Origin of the sequence: Streptomyces sp. NPDC004126 (assembly GCF_050275515.1) — a bacterium.
Taxonomy (GTDB): Bacteria; Actinomycetota; Actinomycetes; order Streptomycetales; family Streptomycetaceae; genus Streptomyces.
In genome coordinates this window covers 88,434-114,566 of record NZ_JBNNPF010000010.1, presented here as the reverse complement: position 1 = coordinate 114,566, position 26,133 = coordinate 88,434, and the positions used below count along the sequence as shown (strand labels likewise).

Sequence of the window (26,133 nt, the reverse complement as noted above, 5' to 3'; positions counted from 1 at the left end):
CGCAGGCACATCACTCAGCGCCCTGCTCCCTGGTCGCGTGGCGCAGCGAGGACGGAACGATGCGGGAATCCTGGTTCTATCCGGATGAGCTGGCCAACGACCTCCAGGGTTGCGGCCTGTCCGTCGGCCAGCGGGCGGAGACGCTCGCCCAGGCCTGGGAGTACAACCGCTCCATCGTGCCCCAGTTCAGCAACTGGAACCGCTACATCGCACTGGCCCGCCTGTGTGGCGTAGCGGTGGTGGCCGAGGTATTCGGCGAACTCGTCGACGTCATGTCGGACGGCCCCGTGCTGGGCTACGACATCGACGAACTCCTCGGCATCCTCTTCGGCGGCAGTGCGCTGCACGACGACATGGCCCGCGAGTACCGGGCCTCCCTGCTCATGTCGACGGAGAAGTCGTCGGGGCGGCGCGACACCGAGCTCATGCGCCGATACGTCGACGCCCTCGCCCATTCCCCTCGGGACTGGTTCCGGCTCCGGGACTGCGACGGCATGTTCCGCTTCTACATCGCCGCCGCCATCGCCTGCGACAACAGCGACGACTGGCTCTCGGACGAGGAGAACAGCCTCATCGCCGAGATCAGCGACGTCCTCTACGACGCGGTCGCCTTCCACAAGCACCGCGCGGAGGGCGAGATCCACAGCACGTTCGCCTATGCGGACCCCGAACTCCGTACGAATGCCTTCCGCGCGTACCGCGAGGTGCTGTGGGCGATCGACACCGCCTGGTCCCGCAGGGCCTCCGGGCGATGTGCCGTGAACTTCGCACGGTGCGTCGGGGGCCCGATCCACCAGATGATGCGCCGCTACCGGTTCGTGGAGGACGGCCTGACCATCGGCAGGCCGGAGACCGAAGACGTGATCAGCAACGCACGGCAGAACTCGAAGCTCTGGTACCGCATCGACGCGGCCGACACACCACCGGCGGACAAGGAACGGTACGAGGCGGTCCTGAGAAAGGGCGACCGACTGCTCTTCCCCGGGATGGCGCAACTCCTCCAGCGACCCGAATCGGAGAAGTGCCCGGACTGCCTGCGCCGCCCCTCCTACGGCGCCGAGTCCGCCGGCCGGTTCGGAGGCGTACTGCTCTGCCCCGCCTCCCAGGCCCAGTGGGCGGAACACCTCGCGAGCATCTCCGCACGCGCCGCGGCCGTACTCGGCACACCCCTCCCCCGGTAGTCCGGAGGGACAGCCGGCAGTCGGTCAGCTCTGCGCTGTCGGCCGGACCACGATCTCGTTGACGTCCACGTCCGCCGGCTGCTCGATCGCGTAGGCAATCGCCCGCGCGACCGAGGCGGGTGCGATGCCGACCTCGTCCCGCATGCGCGTGATGTCGCCGCGCACCCGGGCGTTGCTCGACGCCCCGGCGAAGTCGGTGGAGATCACGCCGGGCGAGATGGTGGTGACCCGCAGGGTCGGCCCGGCCTCCTGCCGCAGGCCTTCGCAGATCGCCCGTACGGCGACCTTCGTCCCGGCGTAGACGGCCATGGCGGGCACGACGCGGTACGCGGCTGTCGAAGCCGTCGTGACGAAGTGCCCCCGGCCCTGGGCGCGGAACACGGGGAGGGCCGCGCCGATGCCGTTCAGGACGCCCTTAATGTTGACGTCGACCATGTGGTCCCACTCGTCGACGCGCAGATCGTCCAACGGCGAGATGGTGCCGACGCCGGCATTGCCGACGAGGACGTCCAGCCGTCCGAAGCGCTCGCCGGCCAGGGCGACCAGTGCACGGAGATCGGCGATCCGGGTCACGTCCGTGCGAAGGTGTACCGCCTCGCCGCCCGCCTTCCCTATCCGCTCGGTCAACTCCTCCAGCCGTTCCGTGCGCCGGGCGCCCAGCACCAACCGGGCGCCCCGGCCGGCCAACAAGAGTGCGGTCGCCTCCCCGATGCCGCTGCTGGCCCCCGTGACGGCGACGACCTTGCCCTCGATACCTGACATGACGGTTCCTTCCGTTGGTCCCGCTCGTGTTCGTTGCCGCTCGTGACTGCGGCAGGGACCAGTGTGTGGCGGCCTTACCCTGGTATCCAGAGCCGGTTTATCCTGGAATCAAGGGTGGTAGTGCCATGCCGGAGCGCGCGGGGTCCGACTCCCGGCAGCGACGCGACGAGTTGGCGGCCTTCCTGCGCAGCCGTCGCGCGCGCATCACCCCGCAGCAGGCGGGCCTGCCCCTGACCGGCCGTCGTCGCACGCCGGGACTGCGGCGCGAGGAACTCGCCCTGCTCGCCGGAATGAGCGCGACCTGGTACACGTACCTCGAACAGGGGCGGGAGATCCGTGCTTCGGACCAGGTCCTCGCGGCCCTCGCGGGCGCCCTGCGCCTCGACGCCCACGAACGCGACCACCTGTTCCGGCTCGCCGGACGCGCACCGTCCACCGAGGGGCCCGAGCCCCTCGATCCGGACGTGGCCGCCGTGCCGCTGTTGTTGCAGCCCCATCCGGCCTACGTGATCGACGAGACGTACGAGGTACTGAGCCACAATCCGGCCACCGAGCGGGTGTTCCCGGGTCTCGTCACATCGAACGGACGGGCGCCGAACCTGGCGCGCTGGACGTTCCTGGACCCTCGGGCACGGGAGGTTCTCGTCGACTGGGAGGAGGAGGCCCGGGGACTGCTCGCGCGGGTGCGCACTCTGGCCGGAGCGCATCCCGGCGATCCGCGCCACGGGCGGCTCGTCGACGAACTGCACGAAGGCAGCTCCGAGGTGCGCGAATGGTGGCCGCGGTTCGAGGTACAGGCACGGGGAGGCGGTCGGAAGCGGCTCCGCGCCGCGGACGGTGGCGTGTCCACGTACGCCTACACCGCGTTCCACGTGGCAGGCCGACCCGGACAGACCCTGGTGATCTACGCGGCGTAGTCGTGCCGTGGGCTTGACCCTGACCCGCGGGGCAGGGGTTAGCGTCCCGGCACCCGTCGCGTCCACGTCCAGGAGGCCCGCCCGTGCCGACCACCGTTCTGCCCCGCACCGCCCGCGAAGTCCGCCTCGCCGCCCGCCCCGACGGGCTGCCGGCGCCACGCCACTTCACCGTCGCCCGGACCCCGCTGCCCGAGCCGGGGCCCGACCGGGTGCTCGTGCGGAACGAGTGCTTCCTGGTCTTCCCCGGCCTGCGCACCCTGATCGGCGGCGAAACGGCCGGCCTGCCCCTGCCCCTCCTGCAGCCCGGGGACGCCCTCTTCGGCCCCGCTGTGGGCGAGGTGCTCGCCGCCCCCGCCGACGGCCCGCTGCGCCCCGGCGACCGGGTGGTCCACATGGCGGGCTGGCGTGACCACGCCCTGCTGCCGGCCACCGAGGTGTCCGCCCTCGACCCGGCCCTGCCGACAGCGGTCGCGCACCTCGCCCAGGGCTCCGCCGCGTACGGCGCCCTGACCCGGCTGGCCCCGGTCCGGACCGGCGACGTCGTCCTGGTCACCGGCGCGGCCGGCGCGGTCGGCACCCTGGCCGGGCAGATCGCCCGGCTCCTGGGCGCCGCACGCGTCCTCGGCAGCACCGGTTCGCTCCACAAGGCCGACCGGCTCGTACGGGAACTCGGCTACGACGACGTGCTGTTGCGGGGGCAGGAGCACCCGCCCTTCGCCGACCGGCTGCGGGCCGCCGCCCCGGACGGCATCGACGTGGTCCTCGACACCGTGGGCGGCGAACAGCTCGCGGCCGCACTGGCGGTGGCGCGGCAGGGTGCGCGCGTGGCCGTCGTCGGCACGCTGGCCGGTCAGATGGCCGCGGAACGGGGTGGTGGCACCGCACCCGTGGAGATCGACACCTTCCGGCTGGTGGTCCGGGGCCTCTCGCTGCGCGGATACGCCGGCACCGATCACCCCGACGTGGAGGCCGAATGGCGCGAGCGGTTCGGCGGCTGGCTGCGGTCCGGCGCGATCCGCTTCCCCTACTCGACCGTCCGGGGAATCGACGGGGCCGTGCGGGCGTTGCCCGAACTGATCGCCGGACGCCATTTCGGCGCGGTGGTCGTGCAGTTGTAGCCGGCCGCACGCCACCCATACGGGCTCACGGGGTCACGGCAGCTGATCGGGACGGGGTGGGGCGGATGCGGATCGGCGACGCGGCGGCAGCGGCGGGGACCACGGCACGGGCCCTGCGCCTCTACGAACAGCGCGGCCTGCTGCCCCCGCCCGCCCGCACCCCGTCCGGACAGCGGGAGTACGGCCCCGAGGACGTCGCCCTGGTCCGGGTGATCAGGGAACTGCTCGCGCTGGGCCTGACCATCGGGGACCTGCGCAGCCGCGCGGACCGCCTCCCGCTGCTCACCCGTGACCCGGCGCCGGTCTGCGGGTCCGGGACCGGCGACGGCGGCTTCGCACCCGTGGTCGACCGCCGCATCGCCGCCCTCGACGCCGAGCTGGCCCGGCTAGGCCGGCAGCGCGAGGAGCTCGCCCGGCTGACCGGCCGCCGGACCCGCCCGCGGGCCGACTGACGTGGAAATGGCTTCGCCCACGGCACGGGCTTCGCCTGGGCTGTTGTGACGCGGCGCCGGCCGGACGCGGCCTCGCCCCGGCAGGGCTCGGCGAGCCTGCCGGGGCGAGCCGGACCGCGGCAGAGAACGCCGCGGTCAGGACGAGCCCGGGTCAGCGGACCTCGGTGACCCGGTGTTCCTTGCGCGCGCCGCAGTTGGAGTTGTAGACCTGCACGTGGACGTTGCTGATGCCGCCGCCCCAGTCGACGCAGTGGCCCTTGCCGTACACGTAGGCCGGGCCCGCGTACGACGTGTACCGGCCGTAGTCCTCGCCCCGCTCCCAGGTCTCGGGGACTTCGATCCAGAGGGCCATGTCCACGGCCGCACCCGGGTTGTTGCGGATGGTCGCGACGCAGTTCTTGCCGTTCGAGGCGTTGTACGTCAGGTAGACGGTGCCCAGCGAGCCGATGGCGGCCGAGTTCACGGTCTTGTAGGCGCTTCCGCAGACCTTCTGCGGCGTGGTGTTGGGCGCGGCGGTGGCGGGCGCCGCCAGCGCGGTCGTGGCCCCCAGGGCCAGGGCGGCGAACGCGGTCGTGGTGACGACGGAACGGGTGAATCGCATGTTTCCCCCTGATGGTCATCGGAGTTGGTCGCTCCTGCATGGTGGGACATGCGGGACGGCGGAACGGTTGCACGTCGTCCGGAGAAGATGTGACCGCGTCGGCTCGGCACCCCCCGACGGACGGCCACGCGAGGCGGGCCGAACGGCTGAACGCGCCGGAGGACGCCGCGGCCCACCAGTCGACGTGCCCTCCGCCCAGATCCGGCCCAAGGCCTGCCACTGCCTCCGCTCGGCCGCGTAGGCGCATCGGATCGTCCGGTCGAACGTCTCGTGGGCGGTGAAGTGTGACGAAGGGAGGCGGGTTACGGCGCCGCGGACACGCTGCCGGGTGGCGGGGTCCGGCGCAGGGCGGCCACGGCTTCCGCGGCCGCGTCCAGGATGCGGTGCAGGACGGGGACCGGGATCGCCGGGTTGGTGACGGCCGCGCCTGCCGTGTCGCGGTCGTGCAGCAGCCCGGCGAGGACGCGGGCCGGCAGCCGCGGATTGCGCATCGCGCTCCCGCGGACGGCGGTCTCCGGGTCGTTCAGCAGCCGTACCGCGTCGGCCGGTGACAGCCGGGGGTCCTCGGCCGCGCGGCGGCGTACCTCGGCTTCCGGGTCGCGGGCGAGACGTGCGACGTCGGCGGGCGTGGACTGCGGATCGTCCAGCACCAGGCGCCGCATCCGGCCGGCGGGGTCGCCGGCGTGGCGCAGCAGGCCGGTGCGGGGGAAATTGGGGTGGCCGCGGGGGCGGTCGGGGTGGCTGAAGCTGCCGTCCCACCAGCGCCAGACGTCCAGCAGCAGCTCGGCCGGAGCGTCGTCGCAGGATTCGGCGAGGAAGAGGCGGACGGGCGGGTCCTCGTCCCGTGCCAGGCGCCGCACGACGTCCGGCGGAAGGTGCCGGGCACGGGCCACGCTGCGGCGGACGAGTGGATGGGAGGACGCGGCGAGGCGGCGCATCGCGTCGGCGTCGCCATGCAGGCGCTCGACCCAGGGCAGGGTGTACGACATCAGGTCCGGGTCGAAGGCGTGGCGCACCGCGGCGCGCTGCTCTTCGTCGAGGTCGGGCCGCAGCGCCACCCCCGAGCGGACGTCCTCGTCGGGGTCCTCCGCCAGGACGGCGACGCCGAGTGGGCCGAGCCGGGGGTTGGCGGCCAGCGTACGGCGTTCCTTGGCGGTCCCGTGCCGGACCAGCTCCGCCTCCAGTCCGGGCTCCAGTCGGCACTGTCCGAGCGCGCGCCGGGGCTCGGGCAGGGCCGCGTAGACCTCGCGGGGCAGGGGGATGCCGGTGTGGTGGGCGAGCAGCGCCTCCGTACGCACCAGGTCGTCGGTGTCGGCCAGCAGCCGGTCCCGCTGCGGCGCGGCGATCTCCTCCCACCGGGCGCAGGCGGCGGCCCGCACCCGGGGGTCGGGGTCGGTCGCGAGGGTCGGGAGGTGGCGGGCGGGGACCCCGGGGAGTTCGGCGGCCGAGGCACGGGCGGGGCCGGCGAGGAGCTCGTCGTACAGGTCGTCGGGGAGTTCGGCACCCCATGTGCGGGCTCGCTCGGCGCGCAGCACGCGTCGCGCCGGCGACGGCTCCGCGCGGACCAGGCGGACCCACTGGTCGGAGGTGAGCTTGGGGCGGAAGGTTTCGGCGGGCGTGGACCGCACCCGCGGATCGGGGTGCGCGACGGCGGCGTCGAGGACGGCGGGCCGGTCGCACCCGTGCAGGAAGCCCTCCTCCACGTCCAGCAGCCGGATCAGCAGTTCGTCCGGGGCGGCGGGGTTGAACCCGATCCGTTCCGCCCAGTGGAGGGGCCAGGCGGGCCGGCCGGGCACCGCCGCCCACACCGCGGCGCGCTCGGCCTCCGTCTCGCGTCCGGCGGCCGCGGCGGCCTCCTCCAGCCGTTCCGGCAGCCGGTCGAGGGCCGTGGCACGGGGACCGTCCGCGCCGGGCAGCTCCGCGAGGAGCACCTGCCCGTCGAGGGAGAGCGCCACGAACCCGGGGTCGCCGGTCAGCCGCGGCACCGCGCCGTCGGCGGCGCGGACGCGGGTCCACCAGGAGTCGTTGCCGCCGATCCGGTGTCCGAATACGGCCACCAGGAACTCGCCGTCGTCGTTCGCGAGGCGGCGCCACCACGCGGTGTCGAGGGCTTCCCGGGCGGCGCCGGCGGGCGCGGCGGTCCCGCGCGCGATGCGCCAGGCGGCCTCCGGCGGGAAGAGGCCGCCGGGGCGCACGTCCTCGACGACGGTGAGTCCGGTGCGTGGGAGGAATGCGTGGAGCTGCTCTCGGTGGGACACGCGGTCATGATCCCCCGCCGCCTCGTGAGGGAGCAACCGGCGCCTGAAGAGTTCCACCGGGGCGTCCGCGCCGGTGCCCCCGGCGACCGGTCGAGCGGCGAGCGCCTCCTGAGCGCCCGCCGCTGCACGGCCCTTGGAGGCTCACCCTGCCCTGGGCCGACCCCCGGTCGGGTTCGGTCGCCGACCGCAGAGGAACGTCACTTCGGACGGTCGGAACCCGGCCGGCTGGTCGGCGGCCCGGTTGTCCCGCGTGCGGTCGGCCCGGCCCCGGCGGAGGGGACGCGGCAGTGCGGGCCGCAGAGTCGGCGTCCGGCGTGCGCTGGTCCCGCTACGGCGTGCTCTCGACCCTCCGGGTTTCCGGTTCCGGCTCTGCGCGGTCTGGTGCCGGGGTACGGCCGGCGCGGCCGACGCGGCCGGTCACGGTGAGCGCGGCGGCCACGGCCAGGCCGACCGCGCCGGCGGCGAGGGTCTGCACCCGGTAGTCGAGGGCGGCCACCATTCCCGTGCCGACGAGCAGGGCGAGCCCCGTGGGCGCGAACATCAGGGTGCCGGCCGTGGCTGCCACCCGGCCCAGCAGCTCGCCCGGGCTCTCCCGCTGAACGGCGGTCATGGCCGCGATGAGCGCGCAGGGCAGGCCCAGCCCGATGGCCAGGCTGCCGCCGAGCACGACCGGCGGCCACGGAGTCGCCCTCGCGAGCACCCCGAGGGCGAAGAGCGCGAGCCCGATCGCGGAGAAGGCGCGCTCGGACGTGCGGCGCATCAACGCACCGGCCGCCAGCCCGCTGACGGCCGATCCCAGCCCCTGGAACGCGGTGAGCACGCCCGCGAACGCCGGGGACCGGTGGAGCCCGGCGTCGAGCAGCGCGAACGTCGCCGTGCTGCTCAGGCCGGACAGCGCCATGGCCGCCCCGCCGGTGAGGACCAGGGGGCGCAGCAAGGGGTGTCGCCACAGGTACCGGGCGCCTTCGGCGGTCTCGGTGGTCCATGCCCGCTTCGCGCGGGCGGCGGGCGGGGCCTCCTTCACCCGGATGAACCGGAACGCGAGCGCGGCCAGTACGAAGGTGACCGCGTCCAGCACTGCCACGACGGGCCCGCCGAAGCGGGTGAACAGTACCGCCCCGGCCGGCGGGGCGAGCAGCTTCATGCCCTCGGACGCGGTGAACACCAGGCCGTTGAAGTCGCCCCGCAGCTCCTGCGGCACGGCCGCGGCCACCAGTGCGGTCTCGGCGGCTTCGGTGAGCACCATGCCGGCTCCGACCATGGTCAGTACGGCGAACAGCACCCAGACGTCCGCCTTCGTGTGCACGGCCAGCGGCGCGGTCATGACCGCGGCCAGAGCCAGGTTGGTGGCGGCCAGCAGCGGGCGCCGGCGCACCCGGTCCGCTGCGGTGCCGATGACGGGTCCCGCGAAGGTGGGGAGCCAGAAGCAGAAGCCGACGAGTGCGGCGAGGCCGTTGGAGCCGGTGAGCGTCTTGACCCAGATCCCGGCGGCCAGCGACATCGCGGAGTCGCCGAACCCGGAGACGATCACCGCGACCAGATAGAGACCGGCGTTGCGGTCCCGCAGGACCCTGACCGCGGGCCAGGCCATACGCATCCCCCTCGTGGTGTGCCCGAAGGCGCCCACCCTACCCCCAAGCATTTGATTGGGGGTAGGGGTTCGGGCCGCCCCGGCTGCGGTTTACTGGCCTACGTGACCGATACCGACCCCGTACTGCGCGCGCTCGCCCACCCTCTGCGGCTCCGGATGCTCAGCCTCATGTGGCCCGGGCCCATGTCGGCCGCCGAACTCTCCCGCGAGCTGGACGTCTCGCACGCGCTGGCCAGCCAGCACCTGCGGCGCCTGGACGCCGCGGGCCTGGTCGAGCTGGCGGAGGAACGCCTCCGTCGTGGCGGCAGGGAGCGCCGCTACCGCACCGTCCGGGGCACGCCCCTGTCCGACCAGCAGGGCGGGAACCCGATGCTGGCCGAGACCATGGCGCACGCGCTGCGGGACCGTGCCGGCCGCCGGCGCGAGGGGAGCGAGGGCGTGACCGTCGACGCCGAGCTGTGGGTGGATCCCCGGACGTGGGAGGCGGTTCGGCGACGGCTCTGCGAACTCGCCGTCGAGCTCCACGAGGCCGCACGGCCGCCGCACGCGCCGGGCACGATCCCGCTGGGCGTCAGCATGATGGCCTTCCCCCTGCAGGACACGGCGCATCCGGACGGGTGAGCCGGCGGGGCGGCCGTCAGCGAGGAAGGGGCTTGTGGGCGCTCTCCGGCAGCCGCAGGTACACCGCTGAGGAGCAGAGGCACAGCACGGCGACGTACCAGGAGAACAGGCCGGGCGCGCCCAGTTCCTGCAGCAGGGTACCGATGTACGGGGCCGTGCCGCCGAAGAGCGCGACCGTCAGCGAGTACGGGAAGCCGATGCCGGCCGCCCGCACCCGAGCCGGGAAGACCTCCGCGTTCACGGCCGCCGAGATCGAGGTGAAGCCGGTGAGCAGCACCATGCCGGCGCATTGGACGAGCAGCAGGGAGAGGAACGAACCGTCCAGGGCACGCAGCAGCGGCACGACGAGCACGGCGAAGCCGAGCCCGAAGAACAGCAGGGAGGGCCTGCGTCCGAAGCGGTCGGACAGCAGGCCGCCGATCGGCTGCAGCAGGGCGAAGAACGCCAGGGCCAGCGTCCCGGCGAGCAGCGCGTCCCCCTTGGCCATGCCGGTCTCGACTTCGGCGTACGTCGGCAGGTACGAGGTCCACGTGTAGTACGCGAGGGTTCCTCCGGCCGTGATGCCGCCGATCAGCAGCGAGGCGCGGGGGTGGTACCGGAGCGCGTCGAACAGCCCGGGGCGGGGGGCCTCGGCGGGGTGGGCGGCGAGGGTCTCCTCCGCTCCCCGCCGGATCCAGAACCCCGCGAGGCTGAGGACGGCACCGAGCAGGAAGGGCACGCGCCATCCCCAGGTGTTCATGGCGTCCTCGGGGAGCGCGGTGACGAGCAGTGCGGCGAGGCCGGAGGCGGCGAGTTGGCCGACGGAGGTGGAGACGTACTGGAACGACGAGAAGAGGCCCCGGCGGCCGGGCCCGGCGGACTCCACGAGGAAGGTGGTCGACGCGGCGAACTCCCCGCCGACGGACAGGCCCTGGAGCAGCCGCGCGGTCACGAGGACGACCGGGGAGAGCACGCCGACGGCCGCGTAGGCCGGTGTGAGGCCGACCAGCAGGCTGCTGCCGCCCATGAGCAGGATGGTGACGGTGAGCGCGGTGCGCCGGCCCCGCCGGTCGGCGATCGCGCCCATCAGGAGCCCGCCGACCGGGCGCATGAAGAATCCGACGGCGAAGACGGCGAAGACGGAGAGCAGCGGGACCAGGGAGTTGCCCGCGCCCGCCGGGAAGACCTGCCGTGCGATGTGGGTGGCCAGGAAGGTGTACGCGTACCAGTCGTACCACTCCACGGCGTCGCCGACGGACGCGGCCAGCAGCTGGCGTAACGGGCGGCGCGGTGGGGCGGGGGTGTGCGTAGCGGTCTCTGTCATGATCACGCTCTGCCCGTAGGGAGCCGCCCGTACGCCCCGGGTCCGCGGTGAGGGGGCGGCCCCGGCCGGCCGTGCGCCGCCCGAAGGGCGGTGCGCGGCCCGCACCGGGCGGGTTCCCTACGCGGACACGGCCGCGGGCAGCGGCTCACGGGCTGCGTGCCAGGCGGGCGGGAGCGCTGTGACGCCCGTGCGGGCGGCGATGACCCCGCCCGCGATGGCGCAGGTGGTGTCGATGTCCCCGCGCCCGGCGACGGTGGACCACAGGCCCTCGTGCAGGTCGTCGAGGTGGGTCGCCGCGCACCAGAGGGCGTAGGGCACGGTGTCGGGTCCCGACATCCGGTAGCCGGAGCCCAGGACCTCCGCGGCGTGCCGGACCGAGGTGTGTTCCGGCATCCGGGCCGCGATCCGGACCCCGGACCGGACGTCGCCGACGGGGAGCCGTTCGGCGACGGCGCGGAGGAAGTCCGGGCGCGCGGGGGCGGCTCCGCCCCGGCTGCGGGTGGCCAGCGCCGCGGCCACGGCGACCGCCACGGCTCCGGCGACGGCTTCCGGGTGGTGGTGCGAGACCTCGCTCTGCCTGGCGGCCTGTTCGACGACGGCTTCGAGGTCGTCGGCGAGCCAGGCGCCGAGCGGGGCCACGCGCATGGCAGCGCCGTTGCCCCAGGATCCCTGGCCGCCGAACTGTCCGGCGACCACCTCCCGCCAGCCTTCACCCGCACCGATCCGGCGGAGCACGTCGTGCATCGAGGCCCCGTAGCCGCGGTGCGTGTCGTCGGCGTAGGCCTCGGCCAGGCTCAGGGCGAGACGGTCCTGCACGACGGTTCCGCCGCCCTCGGCGAGTTCCCGGAGGAGCACGACCGCCTGGGCCGTGTCGTCGCTCCACTGCCACAGCGGCTCCGGGGGCAGGATCCGTGCCTCCAGGGCCGCCGGGCCCTCGCGGCGCAGGATGCCGAACCAGCGGTCGCCGAAGGCGTCTCCGAAGGCGAGCCCGGCCAAGGAGTCCCGCGCGGCGGGGGGCAGCTTGATCATCGGCCCATTGTCACCGGGCACCGGCACCCCCGGCACCGGGTTTTCGGCGCGGCCGTGCCGCCGGCACGCCCCGAGCCCTGCGGCCCGCACGCGCCCCCTGCGGACTCCGCCGCGCGGATGCGCCGGGTGGAGGGCGGCGTCCGACAGGCCAATCCCCGGCGAAAGAAGGCGACTTGGCGATGGCGCCAGGGCGAGGAATCGTACAGGCGTGCTGTTGAATGACAGCATGTGGATCACTGGCGCGTTGGTCGGAATACTCGTCTTCCTGCTCGTGGTGGTGGCGCCCGCGGTGGTGGGGCGCAGGCTGCTGGGGGTGCGGGCCGGGGTGGTGCGGATCGCGGCTGCCGGAACGTGCGGACTCGCGGTGTCCGGTGGGCTGTTCGGGCCCCGTCTGGAGAAGTCGGGCGAGCTGGCGCCGCTGCTGTCCTTGATGGTCGGGGTCGGGATGCTCGCCTCGATGGTCGTACTGGTCTCGCTGGACGTCATGCTGCCCGTGGGGTCCGTGAGACCGCTCGGGTGGGTCCGGTCGGTGCGGGGGCGCATCGCGCGGGCGAGGCGCTACTCCCAGGTCGTGCGCATCGCCGCCCGTCACGGACTCGGGCCGTATCTGCGCGGGCGGCGACGCGCACCCGCGGTGCGGCACGAGTTGCTGGCACGGGAGCTGCGGCAGGCCCTGCAGGCCGGAGGGACGACGTTCGTGAAGCTGGGGCAGCTGATGTCGACCCGGCGGGATCTGCTGCCCGAGGTGTACGTCGAGGAGCTCAGTCTGCTGCAGGACCAGGTGGCACCCGCGCCGTGGAACGAGGTCGAGGCACAGGTCCGGGAGGGCCTGGGCGCGCCGTTGCCGGACCTGTTCGCCTCGTTCGAGCAGGTACCGCTGGCCGCGGCCTCCATCGCGCAGGTGCACGCGGCCGTCCTGCACGACGGCACCGAGGTCATCGTCAAGGTGCAGCGGCCGGGGATACCGGAACTCGTGGAGCGCGATCTGGACATCGTCGGGCGTCTGGCCGCCGCGCTGGCCGACCGTACCGCCTGGGGGCGAGGTCTCGGTCTGGAGGAGCTGGCGCGGGGCTTCGCCGTCGCGCTGCGGGAGGAACTGGACTTCCGCGTCGAGGGCCGCAACATGACCTCGGTGCGCCGGGCCGCCCAGGCTCGCGGCGGCTCCGGCGTCACCGTCCCGGTCCTGTACGGCCGGCTCAGTTCGGAGCGCGTCCTGGTCATGAGCCGGGTCGAGGGCACCTCCCTCGGCAAGGCCGTCCCCGACGACGAGAGGCACGGGGCCGAGCTGGCCGAGACCCTGCTCACCGTACTGCTCGACCAGATCATGCTGGACGGGGTGTTCCACGCCGATCCGCATCCCGGCAACATCCTGCTCCAGCCCGACGGCAGGGCGGCCCTGCTCGACTTCGGATCCGTCGGCCGGATCGACGCCGGGCTCCGCGAGGCGATGGGCGGTCTCTTCCTCGCCGTCGACCGCGGCGACCCGCTCGCCCTGCGCGAGGCGCTCCTGGAGGTCACCGACCGGCCCGAGGACGTCGACGAGCAGCGTCTGCTGCGGGCGCTCGGGCAGTTCAGCGCCCGCCATCTGGGGCACGGATCCGCACCGGACGTGGAGATGTTCAGCGACCTGTTCCGGCTGGTGGCCGACTTCCGGCTGGCGGTGCCACCGGAGATCGCCGCCGTGTTCCGGGCCCTGGCCACCCTGGAGGGCACACTGGTCCGCCTCTCCCCCGGGTTCAACACGCTGGAGGCGTCACGTGCGTACGCCTCGGCACGGATGGCCGACCGGCTGGGACCCCAGAAGGTCCGTGACACCGCCCGCGACGAGCTGATCGCGCTGCTCCCCGTCCTGCGACGGCTGCCCCGGCGTCTGGACCGCCTCGGCGGAGCGCTGGAGGAAGGGCGTCTGGGGGTGAACGTGCGGCTCTTCGCCGACCCCCGGGATCGGCGGGTCGCCGGCGAACTCGTCGGGCGGGTGGTGCACGCCCTCGTCGGGATCTTCCTCGGGTTCGCGGGCCTCGAACTCCTGGGGATGGACAGCGGGCCGCGCGTGAGCGAGGGCCTCGGCCTGTACGGGCTGATGGGCTGCAACCTGCTGCTGCTGTCCGCCGCCATCGTCCTGCGCACCGTCTACGTCACCAGCCGGCCCATGGACTGACCGGCGATGGTGCGCGGGCCCGGTGGCACCGCCGCCGAGGTGCCGCGCCCGCCCGGGTCCGCCAACCTGGACGAGGACGAAGGAGGCCGGTGCGCGGCAAGCTGTGGGCATCGTGGTGGCGGACCCGTTCGCGGGAGCTGGTGGAGACCGGACGGCGGATCCGGTACCGCAGCGAGGTCCGCTTTCCCGTGATCACCCATCTGGCCGAGCGCATGATCGCGGTGAACGTCTTCGACTCGGCGACCCGGGTGGCCGCACAAGTCCTCCTCACGGTCGTTCCCCTGCTCTTCGTCGTCGCCTCGCTCGCCCCGCAGGCCCTCCAGGAGCAGCTGACCTCGTCGCTGCGCGCCCTCTTCGGCCTCACCGGCGAGTCCGACGAGCAGCTCGACCAGTTCTTCGCCGGGACGGACGACGACGTGCAGAACGCGGTGGGGGTGGTGGGGTCGGTGATGGTGCTGCTGTCGGCGACCGCGGTGAGCCGGGCGGTCCAGCGGCTGTGCAAACGCGCCTGGGGTATCCCGCGGGGAGCGGCCCGGGTCGCGGTCTGGCGCTGGGTCGTGTGGATCGCCGTCTGGACGGGCCTGCTGGTGGTGCAGGGCCCGGTGCGCGACGGGTTCGGCACGGGGCTGTGGCTGGGCATCCCCCTCACCTTCCTCCTCCAGACGGCGGCGTGGTGGTGGACGCAGCACCTGCTGCTCGGCGGTGCGATCGGCTGGTGGCCGCTGCTGCCCGGGGCCCTGCTCAGCGCCCTGGCCGTCACCGCCCTGTCGCTCGCCGCGCGCCTGTACATGCCGCTCGCCCTCAACCGGGTGCTGAGCGAGTACGGGGCGTTCGGCTCGGTCTTCGTGCTGCTGTCGTGGCTGATCGTGCTGTGCGTGGCCATCGCGATCGGCCTCAGCACGGGCGCCGTGCTGGCGCAGGAACCGTACCTGGCCGATCGCCTGGGCAGCCCGGTCCGGGACCCGGGGAGCGGGCCGCCCTGACCGGCGTACGTCCGGGTGGGCTCCCGTCGCGCGGGGCGCATGCTGGAAGCACACGGCCCGAGGACCACGAGCCAGGAGGTTCGCATGACGCCGATGCACAGGACGACCGCGGCCGGCGGCGGGCCCTGGCTGTCCCCCGAGGAGCGGGCCGCCCGCGGCAAGGCGGCCCGGAAGCGGGCGCCGCGGTCCGGTCACGAGGAGTTCGCCCCCGCCGCCCGACGGGATCCGGTGGCCGTGATCGAGCGGCAGTCGGCCACCCGTCTGGCCGAGCTGGTCCCGGTCCGTTACGGGAGGATGATCGAGTCGCCGTTCCGCTTCTACCGGGGCGCGGCCGCGATCATGGCCGCCGACCTGGCCGGCACGCCGGACTCCGGTCTGCGGGTCCAGTTGTGCGGCGACGCCCACCTGCTGAACTTCAGGCTGCTGGGATCGCCGGAGCGCAACCTGCTCTTCGACCTCAACGACTTCGACGAGACCCTGCCCGGCCCGTGGGAGTGGGACGTCAAACGGCTGGCGGCCAGCCTCGTCATCGCGGCCCGGGAGAACGGCTACGACGACGCGGAGCGCGCCCGGATCGTACGCTCCGCGGTGCGCTCGTACCGGGAGTGGATGCGCCGCTTCGCCACCATGCGCAACCTGGACGTCTGGTACGCGCGGGTGGACGCCGACCGGCTGCGGACGGTGGCGGCCGAGGCCCTGCGCGCGCGGGGGCGGCGGCGCGTCGCCGACACCCTGGAGAAGGCGCGCGGCCGCGACAGCCTGCAGGCCTTCGGGAGGCTCACCGAGGTGGTCCGCGGCGAGCGGCGGTTCACCGCCGTGCCGTACCTGATCACACCTGTCGCCGAGCTGCTGCCCGACCGGGAACGGGGGGTCCTCGAACAGGAGATCCGCGACCTGATCGACCGGTACGGACGCACCCTGGCGCCGGAACGGCGCCATCTGCTGAAGCAGTTCACGGTCGTCGACATGGCCCGCAAGGTGGTCGGCGTCGGCAGTGTCGGCACACGCTGCTGGATCGTGCTGCTCACCGGCCGTGACGGGCGGGACCCGCTGATCCTGCAGGCCAAGGAGGCCGGCGAATCGGTGCTCGCCGAGCACGTCGGCGCGAGCGAGCACGCCACCCAGGGCGAGCGCGTGGTCGCCGGGCAGCGGCTGATGCAGGCCGCCGGGGACATCTTCCTCGGCTGGACCCACGAGGCGGGCATCGACGGCCGCGAGCGCGACTTCTACCTGCGGCAGCTGCGCGACTGGAAGGCGATCGCCGACCCCGCGGACATGGTGCCGCGCGGCATGAGGGTGTTCGGGGAGCTGTGCGGGGAGACCCTCGCCCGGGCGCACGCGCGCTCCGGCGACCGGATCGCGATCGCCGCGTACCTGGGCGGGGGCGACGTCTTCGACCAGGCCGTGGAACGGTTCGCGGAACATTACGCCGACCGGAACGAGCGGGACCACCAGACGCTGTTGGAGGCGGTGGCGGACGGCCGGGTGACGGCGGTGTCGGCTTAGCACCACCGGCCCGGGCCGGGGATCCTCGCCGCGGAGGGTCTCTGGGTCCGGGCCGGTGGTGCACCAGGCCGTCCTCTCGGGGTTCCCGCTCCCCCGGCCACCGCTGGGAAGCGCCCCGGCCCCCGCGCCGTCTCGCGCGGGGGCCGGCTTCGCGTCAGGCCTGCGGCTCCTCGGCGAGGAACTGCGCCACGGCGAGGGCGAAGAGCAGTGCCAGGGCGAAGCCCACGACCACCCAGCCGGTCGGGTGGGGCCACAGGACGTAGGCGACGACGGCGGCCGCGACGAGGATCCAGGTGATCCACGTGCGGTGGCGGCGGACGAACGGACCGACCGGGCCGGTACGCAGTCCCAGCCGGTCGGCCGTGCCCCGGGTGGCGGTGATGCCGGAGTGCCACAGCGCCCGGACCGCACCGGCCCAACGGCCCGGCCCCGAGAGCCAGGCGGCGAGGGCCAGGACCACGCCCAGGACCACGACCGTACGGACGGACAGCCGCAGCAGGTGGACCATCGCGTCGTAGACGGAGCCGGCGGCCGCCTGGGAGACCGTGTCGGGCAGGGCGCCCAGGTACACCGTCCGGAACACGGTCAGCGCGATGCCGAGGACCAGCGCGGCCGCCGCGAATCCGAGGGCCGCCGAGACGAGGGCCCGGCGCCGGTGCGTGGTAAGCAGGACGCCCCCGGCGGCGAGGAGGACCGCGAGGACGGGCAGCCACGTCCCGGCGAGCTGCAGGAGCCGGAATCCGGTCTTGACCCGGCCGATGTCCTCGGACTGGACGAGGGTGAAATCGGTGTGGATCTCCGGGATTTTCTCCGCCAGGGCCAGCCCGGACCGCACGAGCCGCTGCTTGACCTGCTCGATCACGGGGGCGAGGTCGAGGGTCACCGCGTCGTTCTTGATCTGGACGGCGCCCTCGCCACTGCCGGTCAGGGCGCGCACGAGCGACGTGTGGATCGCACGGTTGGCGTCCGTCCACACCTTCTCGAAGGCGTCCGAGGCGACGACGTCCTGCGCCTTCTCCCGGACGAAGCTGCTCAGCGCGCCTTCGAGCGAGCCTCCGAGGCGGCCCAGTGCCTTCTCCAGCAGCGGCCGCTGGTCGGGGGCCGCGTCCTGCAGCAGCGCCTGGAGGTCGATGTGCTCCATGACCGCGCCGGTGACCCGGTTCGCCACCGCCGCCTGTACGTCCGGGTCGGAGGCGAGGGGCGCGACGGTCGTCACGTAGCGGTCGGTGTCCCCGACGATGTCGGAGGTCCAGGAGGCCAGGAGGCCCAGGGGGGCCAGCAGGCAGCCGAGGAAGATCAGGACGGCACCGACGAGCGAGCGCGTGCGGTGCCGGGTCGGGGGCCGTCGGGCGGCCGCCGCCTCCAGCGCGCGCACCCGCGCCCTCAGCTCGGCCAGTTCCTTCTGGCCCTCGTCCTGTGGATCGTCATCCCGTGACTCGTTGACCTGTGGCATGGCCGGCCTCCTGAGGATTCCGCTCCAGACAACCAGGGCCCGGCGGGGGCGCGCGAGACAGGAGGGCCGATCGGATGGCGCCGCGGCCGAGCCGCCTCTCTCCTGCTGTCCCCCTCCACGCGGCGCCGGCCCGGGAACACGCCCGGACCGTCTGGACCGGCCGCGAAGCCCTTCAGCTGTCGCCCCGCGTCTTCTCGTGGGCGGCGAGTTCCTCTGCGGTGCCCACGAAGGCCGGACCGCAGTGTGGTGGCAGGCGCTCGATGACCAGCGCCACCGCGGCTCGGGCACTGTCCGTTTCGACGGGGTCGCTCATGCTGCGATTGTGCAGGTCCCGCGGTCTCACCTTGGAGCGGTGGCGGCTCGCGCACGTCGTGGACGGCCGTGGTGTGGTCACCCGGCGGTGACGGTGCACAGGCGCTTGGTGGCCCGGGTCAGGGCTACGTACAGGTCCCTCTCGCCACCCGGGCGGGCTTCGGTGATCTCCTCCGGGTCCATGACGACGACCCCGTCGAATTCCAGGCCGCGCGCTTCGGACGCCGGCACGATGCGTGCGTGGTCGCCGACGCCGCGGGCCGTCAGTTCGCCCACCCTGGTGTCCGCGCAGACCACGCCCAGGAGCTCGCCCGGGTGGGCGGCGCTCTGGGCTCGGATTTCCCGAAGGACGGCGGTGAGCAGCCCGTCGGGAGGCGTGGCCACGGTGCGGGGGCGCTCACCGCTGCGCAGCGACCGTGTGTGCTGCTGGTCCGGCGCGATCCGTGTGAGCAGGTCCCTGACGCTCTCCAGGATCTCCTGCGTGGTGCGGTAGCTGACGGTCAGGTGGTGCAGTCTGAACCGCGGTCCGACGTGGGGGCCCAGTGCTTCCTTCCAGTCGCGTGCCGTCGCGACCGGGCCGGCCTGGGCGAAGTCGCCGACGAGCGTCATGGCCCGTGCCGGGCAGCGGCGGACGACCATCCGCCACTGCATGGCGGTCAGTTCCTGCGCCTCGTCGACGACGACGTGCCCGTACGTCCGCTCGGGTGGACCGTCGACCAGGCTCGCCGCCTCGTCCAGCAGCGCGACATCGGCGTCGGTCCACGGGTCGTGCGGACCGCGCAGCAGGAGGGACCGCTCCTGGGCGGTCAGGCGGGGCAGGTGCTCGGAGAGGGCGTCGGGGTCCGTCAGGAGCGCCTTCACGAGGTCGCCGGGTACCAGCCGTGGCCACAGCGCCTCCACCGCCCGGTCGACGCCGGCGTCGTCGAGGAGGTCGGCCCGGACGGCGTCCAGGTCCAGTTCGTGGGCCGGGCCCGGGTCGGCGGCGCCTTCGGTGCGACGCCGGTCGGCTCCGGTGAAGCGGTCGAGGTCCATGCCCGTCATCAGGGCGGCTTCGGCGTCGATCCGTTCCAGGAGGTCGCCCATGTCCCGCCGCATCGCGTCGGCGACGGCGTCGACCAGGAATTCCGTGAACAGCCGGCGTGCGGGGTTGTGCCCCGGTACGGCCGCGAGGGCGGCGTCGCGCGCCGCGGCGACCTCCTCGCCGGACAGGTGCACCAGTTGCCGTCCGACCCGCACGGTGAAGTCGCCGGCGGGGGCCTGGTGCATGCGGAGCAGGCCGGCCAGGGCGTCGGCGAGGCCGGAGCCGCCCTTGAGGCGCGCCGTCTCGAAGGGGTCGGCCACCGTGTCCGCGGGGACCCCGGCCAGTTCGCGGCAGGTCGCCAGGACGACGTCGTTCTCGCCGAGCGAGGGGAGGACCTGGGAGATGTAGTCGAGGAACCGGGAGTTCGGGCCGACCACCAGGACCCCTTCCTCGGCGGCGCGCGGGAACGCGTACAGGACGTACGCCGCCCGGTGCAGGGCGACCACCGTCTTGCCGGTGCCGGGACCTCCCTGCACCACGGTCACCCCGCGGTGGGCGGAGCGGACGATCTCGTCCTGCTCGGCCTGCAGCGTCGCGACGGCCGCGTGCATCCTGCCCGTACGCCGTGCCGACAGGGCTTCGGTCAACGGGCCGTCCCCCACGACGTCCTCGCCGGTCGGGGCGGTCCCGTCGAGCAGTTCGTCGCTCACGGAGACGACCGTGCGCTCCTCGAGGCGCAGGTGCCGGCGCCGCCGCAGGCCCATCGGATGGACGGGCGTCGCCTCGTAGAACGGCCGCGCGGCATTCGCACGCCAGTCGACGAGCAGCGGCAGGTCGTCCTCCTCCGTGTGCAGTCCGATCCTCCCGATGCGCAGGACCGTGCCGTCGGTCCGGTCGATCCGCCCGAATACCAGCCCCTTTTCGGCGCCCTCCAGCCGGCCGATTTCCTTGGCCAGGCGCTCGGCGGCGTTTTCCCGCTCGTATGCCTCGCCGGCGCTTTCCGCCGGTGTCTTCAGGACACTCGCCCGGTGGGCGCGCGCCTCGGAAAGCCGCTCGGTCAGCGCCTCGTACAGGGAGGACACATATTCCCGCTCCGATGCAACTTCCCGTGCGGCGGCGCTATTTGTCTTCAACAATAGGTGGGCTCCTTTGATTCGGGCCACACCATACGGCGAACTCCCCATGAAGGTAAGTCTTGACTTACCTGGTGAGGTCATGTCCTCATGACCGAATACCGCGCCGCGAAAGGTGAATCCCAAAACCGTCAATGAATGACGGTCGCCCCCGTGGCGTATCTGCTGCGCATCGGTCCGCTGTTCCGTTGTCGCGCATATCACTAATTGCAAGGGGCGGTTTTCGGCCGCGCCCGGCGGCCTCACCGGCGTCGGCGTGCTGCGCGTCATGCCCGGAGTCGCGGGCATGCTCGTGCTGGCCGTTCACCCGGATGACGGGAAGACCGGCGGCCATGGGTAGCCCAGTTGTTCGGCGTCATGCGAACCTCCCCAGACCTCGGCCGCGGCACGGGGGTCACCTGCGGTCAGCCGCGAGACGAGGCGCTCGGCCTGGTCCGCCGGCTCGTCCGCGGAGATGGGGAGGGTCATCCCGAACTGGAGCCAGGGCTCACCCGTGTCGGCCTGGCCAGGGGGGTGCCTCAGGACGACGTGGACTCGATCGGGTTCCTTGCGGGAGGCCCAGACGTCCTCCAACTCGCACTCCCACCGGGCGAGCCAGTCGCCGCGCTCCCTCAGCCCCTCCTCGAGCAACCGCGCCACCGCACCCGCCGGCCACTCCCAGCCACGGTCCTCTCCGGCTCGCAGCACCTCGGCCTCGTACTGCGCCGCGGCGAACCGAATGACCGGCAGGTCGACGTCCTGACGTGCGAGGTCGCGCCAGCCCGTCCAGACGACGTGATCCCCGTCCCGCCTGACCGTCACGTACAGGGCACCACAGCACTCCTCAACGCCGCACCCCGACCGGGCGAGACGGACCTCGCGGGATATTACAGAGGCGTGCAACGGCCCGGCCCGGCCGAGCAGATACCGGGGGCCTGTTCCCCGGTACCGGGAGCCGCCCACGCCATCAGGGGCCGCTCCGGCCAGGAGATCCCGGCCGTTGACGATCGGACGGACTTCCACGCCGCCCTCGTCGGGCGGTGGGCAGATGATGTTCAGACCGAGAAGGTCCGGTCCCGTGTTCATCGGCAGATGATCGCGGAGCCGGCCCTGCGCTGTCACGTGAATTCCCGTGGCCTGCGGTCGGTCGGCACGTCTGCGGAGGGATTTCGAGTGCGGCTCGGTCCTGCCGGGACGAGGTGCCGATCGCGTCACGTTCCAAGCGATCTCGGCGGCGGAAGGTCGCCGGGACTCTCGGGATCAGTCCTGATCCTGGGCGTATTCGGCCGCGTGCCAGCTGGAGTCGACGGCGGGGTTGCGCAGGGTCCCCCAGAAGCGGTCGTCGGGTATCGGTGGCAGTGCCGGATCGCCCAGGTCCGCATGCAGATCCGTACGCCAGTCGACGGTGAAGTGGCCGCGGACGCTCGCGCTCTCGCAGACGGACCTGTAGGGCGAGCCCCAGATGCCGTGCACCATCTTCTCCGCGGCCCACCTGCGGGGAGCGTCGCGGCGGGTGTTCGCCTGCGCGATGACCCAGCGCAGTCGCAGGGCCAGCGGGCCGGCCTGGTCCGGGCGGGGTGGGGCTTCGCCCCGGTCCAGTGCGTCCAGGGCCGACCTGACCTCCGGGTACTTGTTCAGGCCCGTCTCCACGGCCACTCTGCGCAGCTGCTTGCGCGCGGCCCCGGTCACGTGTTCACGAGGCAGGACCGCGAGCAGCGCACCGAGTTCCTCCAGCCCGTCGAGGGCGCCGACGTGGAGGACGTCGGCGGGGGTGCAGGACAGATCCAGTTCCGGCAGCTGCTCGTCCGGTCGGGGAAGGGGGGCGTCGGCGCTGCCCCAGTCCGGTCCGAGAGACGCTGCCCACTCCCAGAACAGCCGGCCGTTGAACGTGACGGCGCCGCTCTCCCGGCCGCGTTCGAGCTGGTCGGCCAGTTCTGCCAGATACGCGCCCAGCGAGTCGGCCTGCCCGAAGTCGGTTCCGGTCTCGTCGAAGAAGCGTCCGATCGCACCGTACGAGTGCTGCCCGCGGCGGCAGTCGATCGTGAGGCCGTCGGACGTCGCCCCGTAGGAACCGAACTTCAGGTAGGCGTCGATCCAGTAGTACTCGGCCTCCTCCTCGTCCAGGTCCTCGGCGATGTCGCGCATCCACCGGGTGTCGCTGACGATCTCACTCACCGGGAGCAACCGGTCGTCCGTGCTGAACCGGAAGGCTTCCGGGCCGTCCGGGGCCCCGTTGTGCCGGAGCAGTGACGCGACCAGGTCGGGAGGGAAGGTGACGCCCAGTTCCTGCTCCGCTGCCGCTATCTCCTCGGGTGCCGCGGGCGGTCCGAGGGTGGCGAAGGTGCGGGGTGCGTTCTCGCGCAGCCACTGGTCGATGCGGTCCCACGAATCCCTGACCAAGTCTTCTGTCATGGGCTGAGCCTAGGGGCAGGCACTGACAGCTTGATCGCCGATCGCGGGCCGGGGCGTCCCCGATGCGCGACGCGCGCACGTCCGAGAAAAGCACTGCCGTGGACGGTTCCGCTCACCGTAGTCTCGTGGGGTGGCTGACGAACACGGGGCGGGCGACGCCTTCAGGAACCGGTGCACGAATGCGGCGCCGGCGCTGCAGTCCTTCATCCACCACTCCATCGAACGCATCTCCCTGGACGAGTCCAACGAGGACCGCAAGGACAACACGCTCGACGTGTGGCTGATCGCGCCGTGGTCGAACGGGGAGCCGCGGATGCCCGATCTGGTGATCTCGCTGGCCAACCTCTACTCGGTCCGCCCTTGGGAACCCGATCTGTGCCCCTCCTTCATCGACGGGATCTCCCTGGTCCACCTGCCGAAGCTGCCGTCGCCCTGGCCCGCCGGAGCGGCCGACCGGCTCGACCGCACCGAGGAACTGCCCGAACTGGTCTGGCTGAGGATCCCCGGACCGCTCGAAGTCGACGCCGTGGCCGCGATCTTGACCATCTACCAGGAGCAGGACTACGACGCGGCCCCCGTGCTCCGGTGACGGCCTGAGATCACGGCCGGCTCGAACAGCCGTAGACGGGGACAGTCTTCCGAGAAGGCCGGCGAAGGGCCTCCCCCTGCCCCGGTCATGCCGCGCCCGGAACGTCTCGCCGCGCCGGGCCCGGGGCGAACGCCGCTAGTGGGCGGCGCCCAGTCGTGCCTGCAGCTCCGGCCCGGACACGTCCTCCAGGTGCGTCAGGAACACCCATACGTGCCCCGACGGGTCGCGCAGGACGGCGGTGCGGTCGCCGTGGAACTGGTCCGCCGGCTCCTGCAGCAGCTCCGCCCCGGCCGCCACGGCCGTGCCGACGAGGGCGTCCACGTCCGGAACGTACACGTGCAGGGCGGCCGAGGTACCGCCGAGTGCGGCCGGGGAGGAGAAGACTCCCTCCGTCCGGTCGCCGAGCATCAGGACCGCCTCCCCGATACGGATCTCGGCGTGCAGCACCCCGCCGCCCGGCGCGTCGAGGCGGAAGTCCTCGATCGCCCCGAAGGCCCTCACGTAGAAGGAGAGGGCCTCGGCGGCGTCGGCGACCGCGATGTGCGGGACCACCGCCGTGCGGTAGCGCTCAGGTGTCGTGGGGGCCGTCTCGCGGTGCGTCTGGTTGGTCATGCACACGACCGTAAAACCTCAAGTCCACTGGAGGTCAAGCCCGCGCCATCGGCATGCCGCTTCCGTACCGATCAGGCCCGGCACTGAAGACACCCGTCGGGCCGTGGATCGTCCGGTGGCGTGCGGCTCTTCGAGCGGCGGCCGCCGACGTGGTACTCCTCGGAAGGCAACGAGTCCCATTCCGTCCACGCGCCGTCGCGCGGCACCATGAACAGCGGACGCGATCGCAGGGCCTCCCCCACCGGTTGTGCGCGCATGACGATCCCGGGATCGTCGGGTGCCGCGTAGCCCTCGGGCATGACGCGGAACTGCACGTCGTTGGCCTCGGCGTACGCGATGGCGTCGCTCTCCAGCTCCGCCAGGTCCCTGCCGACCAGCCGGAGGCCGTCGTACGCGACTTGCGGACCCCGCACGGCGTCGCAGGCGACGCCGAACAGCCCCGCGTCCCGGCTCACGTAGGCCGTGACGGCAGGCGCAGACGGTGCGGTCCCACGACGGTGGACTTCGACCTTCCACGTCGGCGAGAAGACCGCGGCCTCCCGGCGACAACCGCTGACTTCCGCCGTGCCGATCACCTCGGCCGCCTCGACCACCTCGGCGACGGTCATACCGAACCGGAGCGGCCCCACGCCGACAGCCGCCGCGTAGAACCACTCGTCCCGCTCGGCGGCTTCGGAGCCGGCTTCGTTCTCCCGCGTCACAGCCGATCCTCCGGAGTCACCCTCACCAACGCCCTCCCGCCGTCCATCACCGGCGGCCCGGTGCCGCCTGTTGACGACAGCGTCGCACCCCGCGCTGACAGCCGCCTGACGTCAGCGCTGTGTTGGCGGCGTTCGTGATCCTGGGTCGGCCGTGGCCGCCGGCCGATTCCGGTGGTGGGCGAGGGGGCGGTCCGCACGCGACCGTGCGCGTCGGCGCACCGTCAAGGCTTCCCGCGGACCCGCTCCGGAACGCGATGTCCAGAGATTGAGAGAACGAGGAAGGCAGGAATCGCCACGGCTGCCGTCGCAGTTGCCGTGCTCGGCGCCGGTTCCGGCGCCGTGATCACCGTCGCCACCGCCTCCGCTTCGGAGACCGTCGACGCAGCCGACCAAGCCGGGCGAGACGTACAAGGGGTCGGCGACCGCGGCGCCCCCGCACGCCGGTTCACTCATGACCGCGCGGAGGGTGCACGTCTGCGCCGAGTCGCCGGTCCGTCCGCGGCCGTGGAGGGCGCCCCGAAGCGGGCCAGGTAGTGCCACACCTTCTTGACCGCCTGGGCGTCGTGAGGACCGTTCTCTGCGGCGGCTCCGACGATGCGGGGGTCGAGCACGCCGTCGACGGCGATCTGCCCGCCCAGGTCGACGTATTCCTGTCCTCGGTAGTCGGGACGGCGCAGGAGTTCTTCGGCCCCGAGCCGGAAGCCGGGGTGCCACTCCACCGGGCAGCCGAGACGCAGGGCCGCGGCCTCGACCGCCGTTCCGCGGTAGCAGGGGTCCAGGACCAGGGCCTCGACATCGCGGTGCAGCCGGACCGGCCCGTGCACCTGTGCCTCGATGTAGTCGTCCAGCTCGTCCTGATCATCGGCGAGGGCGAGCCGGATGAGGCCCATACGGTCCGCGACGCCGAAATCCGAGGGCTCGAGGAAGCTGTCCGGGTAGCAGAACGTGGTCCGCGCCAGCGTCTCGGCAGCCAGCCGGAAGTGGGCCGAGCCGAACCGCGGTGCCCCGCCGGCCGGCTTGTGGCGGAAGTTCAACGCCCCGTAGACGGGCCTCTCCTGAGCAGGTGCTCCGTCGTAGGCCCCGTCGAAGATCCGGCTCTCCCAGCGCCACCGGTCGCCGCCCGGATGCGCGGTCAGTCCGCCGTTGCCGGTCCCCGTGACGAACTGCGAACGGTAGACGCCGTCGTCGGCCATGGCGTCCAGGATCGGCTTGCCGTGCAGCAGGCGGTCCGGGTGGAAGTTGAGCGTCACCCTCAGGGCCGGATCCATCGGGGGGCCCGACGCCAGTTCCGCGACGTGCCGAAGGGCTCGTTCCTGTGGTGTCCGAGAAGGTGGAGGGCTCATCGGCACAGTGTTCACCAGCTTGATCGCTCGACGCACGCCGATTGTCCGCTGCGATCACCGCGTCGTCGGTCCGGGCCTGGTCAGGGCCCTGGGCCGGC

23 protein-coding genes are annotated in these 26,133 nt (G+C 73.0%); 9 read left to right on the top strand and 14 right to left on the bottom strand.

Features of this window, described 5'->3' with window-relative positions:
• Window positions 1-59: 59 nt before the first annotated feature.
• Window positions 60-1,181: a hypothetical protein gene (locus tag ACQKM2_RS12440; RefSeq protein WP_427708865.1), complete on the top strand. Its 1,122-nt coding sequence runs from the start codon at window positions 60-62 to the stop codon at window positions 1,179-1,181.
• Window positions 1,182-1,205: 24 nt separating this feature from the next.
• Here ACQKM2_RS12440 and ACQKM2_RS12435 read toward each other — a convergent pair whose 3' ends face one another.
• Window positions 1,206-1,943, bottom strand: coding sequence for an SDR family oxidoreductase (locus ACQKM2_RS12435; RefSeq protein ID WP_427708863.1), 738 nt, complete (start codon window positions 1,941-1,943; stop codon window positions 1,206-1,208).
• 125 nt (window positions 1,944-2,068) lie between these two features.
• On the opposite strand from ACQKM2_RS12435, the gene ACQKM2_RS12430 reads away from it, so the two are divergent.
• From ACQKM2_RS12430 to ACQKM2_RS12420, 3 genes are all read left to right on the top strand, one after another.
• The gene (locus ACQKM2_RS12430) at window positions 2,069-2,860 is read left to right on the top strand and encodes a helix-turn-helix domain-containing protein (protein ID WP_427708861.1); all 792 of its coding nucleotides are present in this window, start codon (window positions 2,069-2,071) and stop codon (window positions 2,858-2,860) included.
• Between the two features lie 83 nt (window positions 2,861-2,943).
• Entirely contained in the window at window positions 2,944-3,978 is a 1,035-nt protein-coding gene (locus ACQKM2_RS12425; RefSeq protein WP_427708859.1) for a zinc-binding dehydrogenase, read from the top strand.
• A gap of 65 nt (window positions 3,979-4,043) precedes the next feature.
• Window positions 4,044-4,430 (top strand): MerR family transcriptional regulator, encoded by a 387-nt coding sequence (locus ACQKM2_RS12420; RefSeq protein ID WP_427708857.1) that lies wholly within the window; start codon window positions 4,044-4,046, stop codon window positions 4,428-4,430.
• Window positions 4,431-4,581: 151 nt separating this feature from the next.
• Here the strand turns inward: ACQKM2_RS12420 and ACQKM2_RS12415 are convergent, their stop codons facing one another.
• The 3 genes from ACQKM2_RS12415 to ACQKM2_RS12405 form a co-directional block, all read right to left on the bottom strand.
• On the bottom strand, window positions 4,582-5,031 hold the full coding sequence (locus ACQKM2_RS12415) for a spore-associated protein (protein WP_427708856.1): 450 nt from the start codon (window positions 5,029-5,031) through the stop codon (window positions 4,582-4,584).
• Between the two features lie 302 nt (window positions 5,032-5,333).
• A complete protein-coding gene (locus tag ACQKM2_RS12410; protein WP_427708854.1) occupies window positions 5,334-7,289 on the bottom strand; it encodes a hypothetical protein in 1,956 nt (651 codons plus the stop codon).
• A gap of 328 nt (window positions 7,290-7,617) precedes the next feature.
• Window positions 7,618-8,880 (bottom strand): MFS transporter, encoded by a 1,263-nt coding sequence (locus ACQKM2_RS12405; protein ID WP_427708852.1) that lies wholly within the window; start codon window positions 8,878-8,880, stop codon window positions 7,618-7,620.
• 102 nt (window positions 8,881-8,982) lie between these two features.
• Here ACQKM2_RS12405 and ACQKM2_RS12400 point away from each other — a divergent pair, with 102 nt between their 5' ends.
• The gene (locus ACQKM2_RS12400; RefSeq protein WP_427708850.1) at window positions 8,983-9,501 is read left to right on the top strand and encodes an ArsR/SmtB family transcription factor; all 519 of its coding nucleotides are present in this window, start codon (window positions 8,983-8,985) and stop codon (window positions 9,499-9,501) included.
• 16 nt (window positions 9,502-9,517) lie between these two features.
• Here ACQKM2_RS12400 and ACQKM2_RS12395 read toward each other — a convergent pair whose 3' ends face one another.
• Both ACQKM2_RS12395 and ACQKM2_RS12390 read right to left on the bottom strand, forming a co-directional pair.
• Complete coding sequence (locus ACQKM2_RS12395; protein WP_427708848.1) at window positions 9,518-10,804, bottom strand: MFS transporter; 1,287 nt, start codon at window positions 10,802-10,804, stop codon at window positions 9,518-9,520.
• Window positions 10,805-10,921: 117 nt separating this feature from the next.
• Window positions 10,922-11,833 (bottom strand): ADP-ribosylglycohydrolase family protein, encoded by a 912-nt coding sequence (locus ACQKM2_RS12390; protein WP_427708846.1) that lies wholly within the window; start codon window positions 11,831-11,833, stop codon window positions 10,922-10,924.
• Window positions 11,834-12,059: 226 nt separating this feature from the next.
• Here ACQKM2_RS12390 and ACQKM2_RS12385 point away from each other — a divergent pair, with 226 nt between their 5' ends.
• From ACQKM2_RS12385 to ACQKM2_RS12375, 3 genes are all read left to right on the top strand, one after another.
• Window positions 12,060-13,991, top strand: coding sequence for an ABC1 kinase family protein (locus ACQKM2_RS12385; protein ID WP_427708845.1), 1,932 nt, complete (start codon window positions 12,060-12,062; stop codon window positions 13,989-13,991).
• 89 nt (window positions 13,992-14,080) lie between these two features.
• Window positions 14,081-14,974 carry a YhjD/YihY/BrkB family envelope integrity protein gene (locus tag ACQKM2_RS12380; protein WP_427708843.1) on the top strand — a complete coding sequence of 298 codons (894 nt, stop codon included), beginning with the start codon at window positions 14,081-14,083 and terminating at the stop codon, window positions 14,972-14,974.
• A 93-nt stretch (window positions 14,975-15,067) separates the two neighbouring features.
• Complete coding sequence (locus tag ACQKM2_RS12375; RefSeq protein ID WP_427708997.1) at window positions 15,068-16,480, top strand: DUF2252 domain-containing protein; 1,413 nt, start codon at window positions 15,068-15,070, stop codon at window positions 16,478-16,480.
• 154 nt (window positions 16,481-16,634) lie between these two features.
• Here the strand turns inward: ACQKM2_RS12375 and ACQKM2_RS12370 are convergent, their stop codons facing one another.
• The 5 genes from ACQKM2_RS12370 to ACQKM2_RS12350 form a co-directional block, all read right to left on the bottom strand.
• Complete coding sequence (locus ACQKM2_RS12370; protein WP_427708841.1) at window positions 16,635-17,933, bottom strand: hypothetical protein; 1,299 nt, start codon at window positions 17,931-17,933, stop codon at window positions 16,635-16,637.
• Between the two features lie 172 nt (window positions 17,934-18,105).
• Entirely contained in the window at window positions 18,106-18,246 is a 141-nt protein-coding gene (locus ACQKM2_RS12365; RefSeq protein ID WP_427708840.1) for a hypothetical protein, read from the bottom strand.
• Between the two features lie 77 nt (window positions 18,247-18,323).
• Complete coding sequence (locus tag ACQKM2_RS12360) at window positions 18,324-20,348, bottom strand: HelD family protein (protein ID WP_427708838.1); 2,025 nt, start codon at window positions 20,346-20,348, stop codon at window positions 18,324-18,326.
• Window positions 20,349-20,702: 354 nt separating this feature from the next.
• Complete coding sequence (locus ACQKM2_RS12355) at window positions 20,703-21,464, bottom strand: hypothetical protein (RefSeq protein ID WP_427708836.1); 762 nt, start codon at window positions 21,462-21,464, stop codon at window positions 20,703-20,705.
• A 174-nt stretch (window positions 21,465-21,638) separates the two neighbouring features.
• Window positions 21,639-22,790, bottom strand: coding sequence for an SMI1/KNR4 family protein (locus ACQKM2_RS12350; RefSeq protein WP_427708835.1), 1,152 nt, complete (start codon window positions 22,788-22,790; stop codon window positions 21,639-21,641).
• Window positions 22,791-22,920: 130 nt separating this feature from the next.
• On the opposite strand from ACQKM2_RS12350, the gene ACQKM2_RS12345 reads away from it, so the two are divergent.
• A complete protein-coding gene (locus ACQKM2_RS12345) occupies window positions 22,921-23,379 on the top strand; it encodes a hypothetical protein (protein WP_427708833.1) in 459 nt (152 codons plus the stop codon).
• A gap of 135 nt (window positions 23,380-23,514) precedes the next feature.
• Here the strand turns inward: ACQKM2_RS12345 and ACQKM2_RS12340 are convergent, their stop codons facing one another.
• The 3 genes from ACQKM2_RS12340 to ACQKM2_RS12330 form a co-directional block, all read right to left on the bottom strand.
• A complete protein-coding gene (locus ACQKM2_RS12340; RefSeq protein ID WP_427708832.1) occupies window positions 23,515-23,991 on the bottom strand; it encodes a VOC family protein in 477 nt (158 codons plus the stop codon).
• 71 nt (window positions 23,992-24,062) lie between these two features.
• Window positions 24,063-24,692, bottom strand: coding sequence for a hypothetical protein (locus ACQKM2_RS12335; protein ID WP_427708831.1), 630 nt, complete (start codon window positions 24,690-24,692; stop codon window positions 24,063-24,065).
• A gap of 449 nt (window positions 24,693-25,141) precedes the next feature.
• A complete protein-coding gene (locus ACQKM2_RS12330) occupies window positions 25,142-25,960 on the bottom strand; it encodes a DUF3626 domain-containing protein (RefSeq protein WP_427708830.1) in 819 nt (272 codons plus the stop codon).
• Window positions 25,961-26,133 lie beyond the last annotated feature (173 nt).

Bases quoted from the DNA above. Each gene is read 5' to 3' on its own strand.
- ACQKM2_RS12420 (WP_427708857.1), top strand. From the start codon at position 4,044: ATGCGGATCGGCGACGCGGCGGCAGCGGCGGGGACCACGGCACGGGCC.
- ACQKM2_RS12435 (WP_427708863.1), bottom strand. From the start codon at position 1,943: ATGTCAGGTATCGAGGGCAAGGTCGTCGCCGTCACGGGGGCCAGCAGC.
- ACQKM2_RS12430 (WP_427708861.1), top strand. From the start codon at position 2,069: ATGCCGGAGCGCGCGGGGTCCGACTCCCGGCAGCGACGCGACGAGTTG.
- ACQKM2_RS12440 (WP_427708865.1), top strand. From the start codon at position 60: ATGCGGGAATCCTGGTTCTATCCGGATGAGCTGGCCAACGACCTCCAG.
- ACQKM2_RS12395 (WP_427708848.1), bottom strand. From the start codon at position 10,804: ATGACAGAGACCGCTACGCACACCCCCGCCCCACCGCGCCGCCCGTTA.
- ACQKM2_RS12350 (WP_427708835.1), bottom strand. From the start codon at position 22,790: ATGACAGAAGACTTGGTCAGGGATTCGTGGGACCGCATCGACCAGTGG.
- ACQKM2_RS12355 (WP_427708836.1), bottom strand. From the start codon at position 21,464: ATGAACACGGGACCGGACCTTCTCGGTCTGAACATCATCTGCCCACCG.
- ACQKM2_RS12375 (WP_427708997.1), top strand. From the start codon at position 15,068: ATGCACAGGACGACCGCGGCCGGCGGCGGGCCCTGGCTGTCCCCCGAG.
- ACQKM2_RS12365 (WP_427708840.1), bottom strand. From the start codon at position 18,246: ATGAGCGACCCCGTCGAAACGGACAGTGCCCGAGCCGCGGTGGCGCTG.
- ACQKM2_RS12340 (WP_427708832.1), bottom strand. From the start codon at position 23,991: ATGACCAACCAGACGCACCGCGAGACGGCCCCCACGACACCTGAGCGC.
- ACQKM2_RS12385 (WP_427708845.1), top strand. From the start codon at position 12,060: ATGTGGATCACTGGCGCGTTGGTCGGAATACTCGTCTTCCTGCTCGTG.
- ACQKM2_RS12370 (WP_427708841.1), bottom strand. From the start codon at position 17,933: ATGCCACAGGTCAACGAGTCACGGGATGACGATCCACAGGACGAGGGC.
- ACQKM2_RS12405 (WP_427708852.1), bottom strand. From the start codon at position 8,880: ATGGCCTGGCCCGCGGTCAGGGTCCTGCGGGACCGCAACGCCGGTCTC.
- ACQKM2_RS12330 (WP_427708830.1), bottom strand. From the start codon at position 25,960: ATGGATCCGGCCCTGAGGGTGACGCTCAACTTCCACCCGGACCGCCTG.
- ACQKM2_RS12390 (WP_427708846.1), bottom strand. From the start codon at position 11,833: ATGATCAAGCTGCCCCCCGCCGCGCGGGACTCCTTGGCCGGGCTCGCC.
- ACQKM2_RS12415 (WP_427708856.1), bottom strand. From the start codon at position 5,031: ATGCGATTCACCCGTTCCGTCGTCACCACGACCGCGTTCGCCGCCCTG.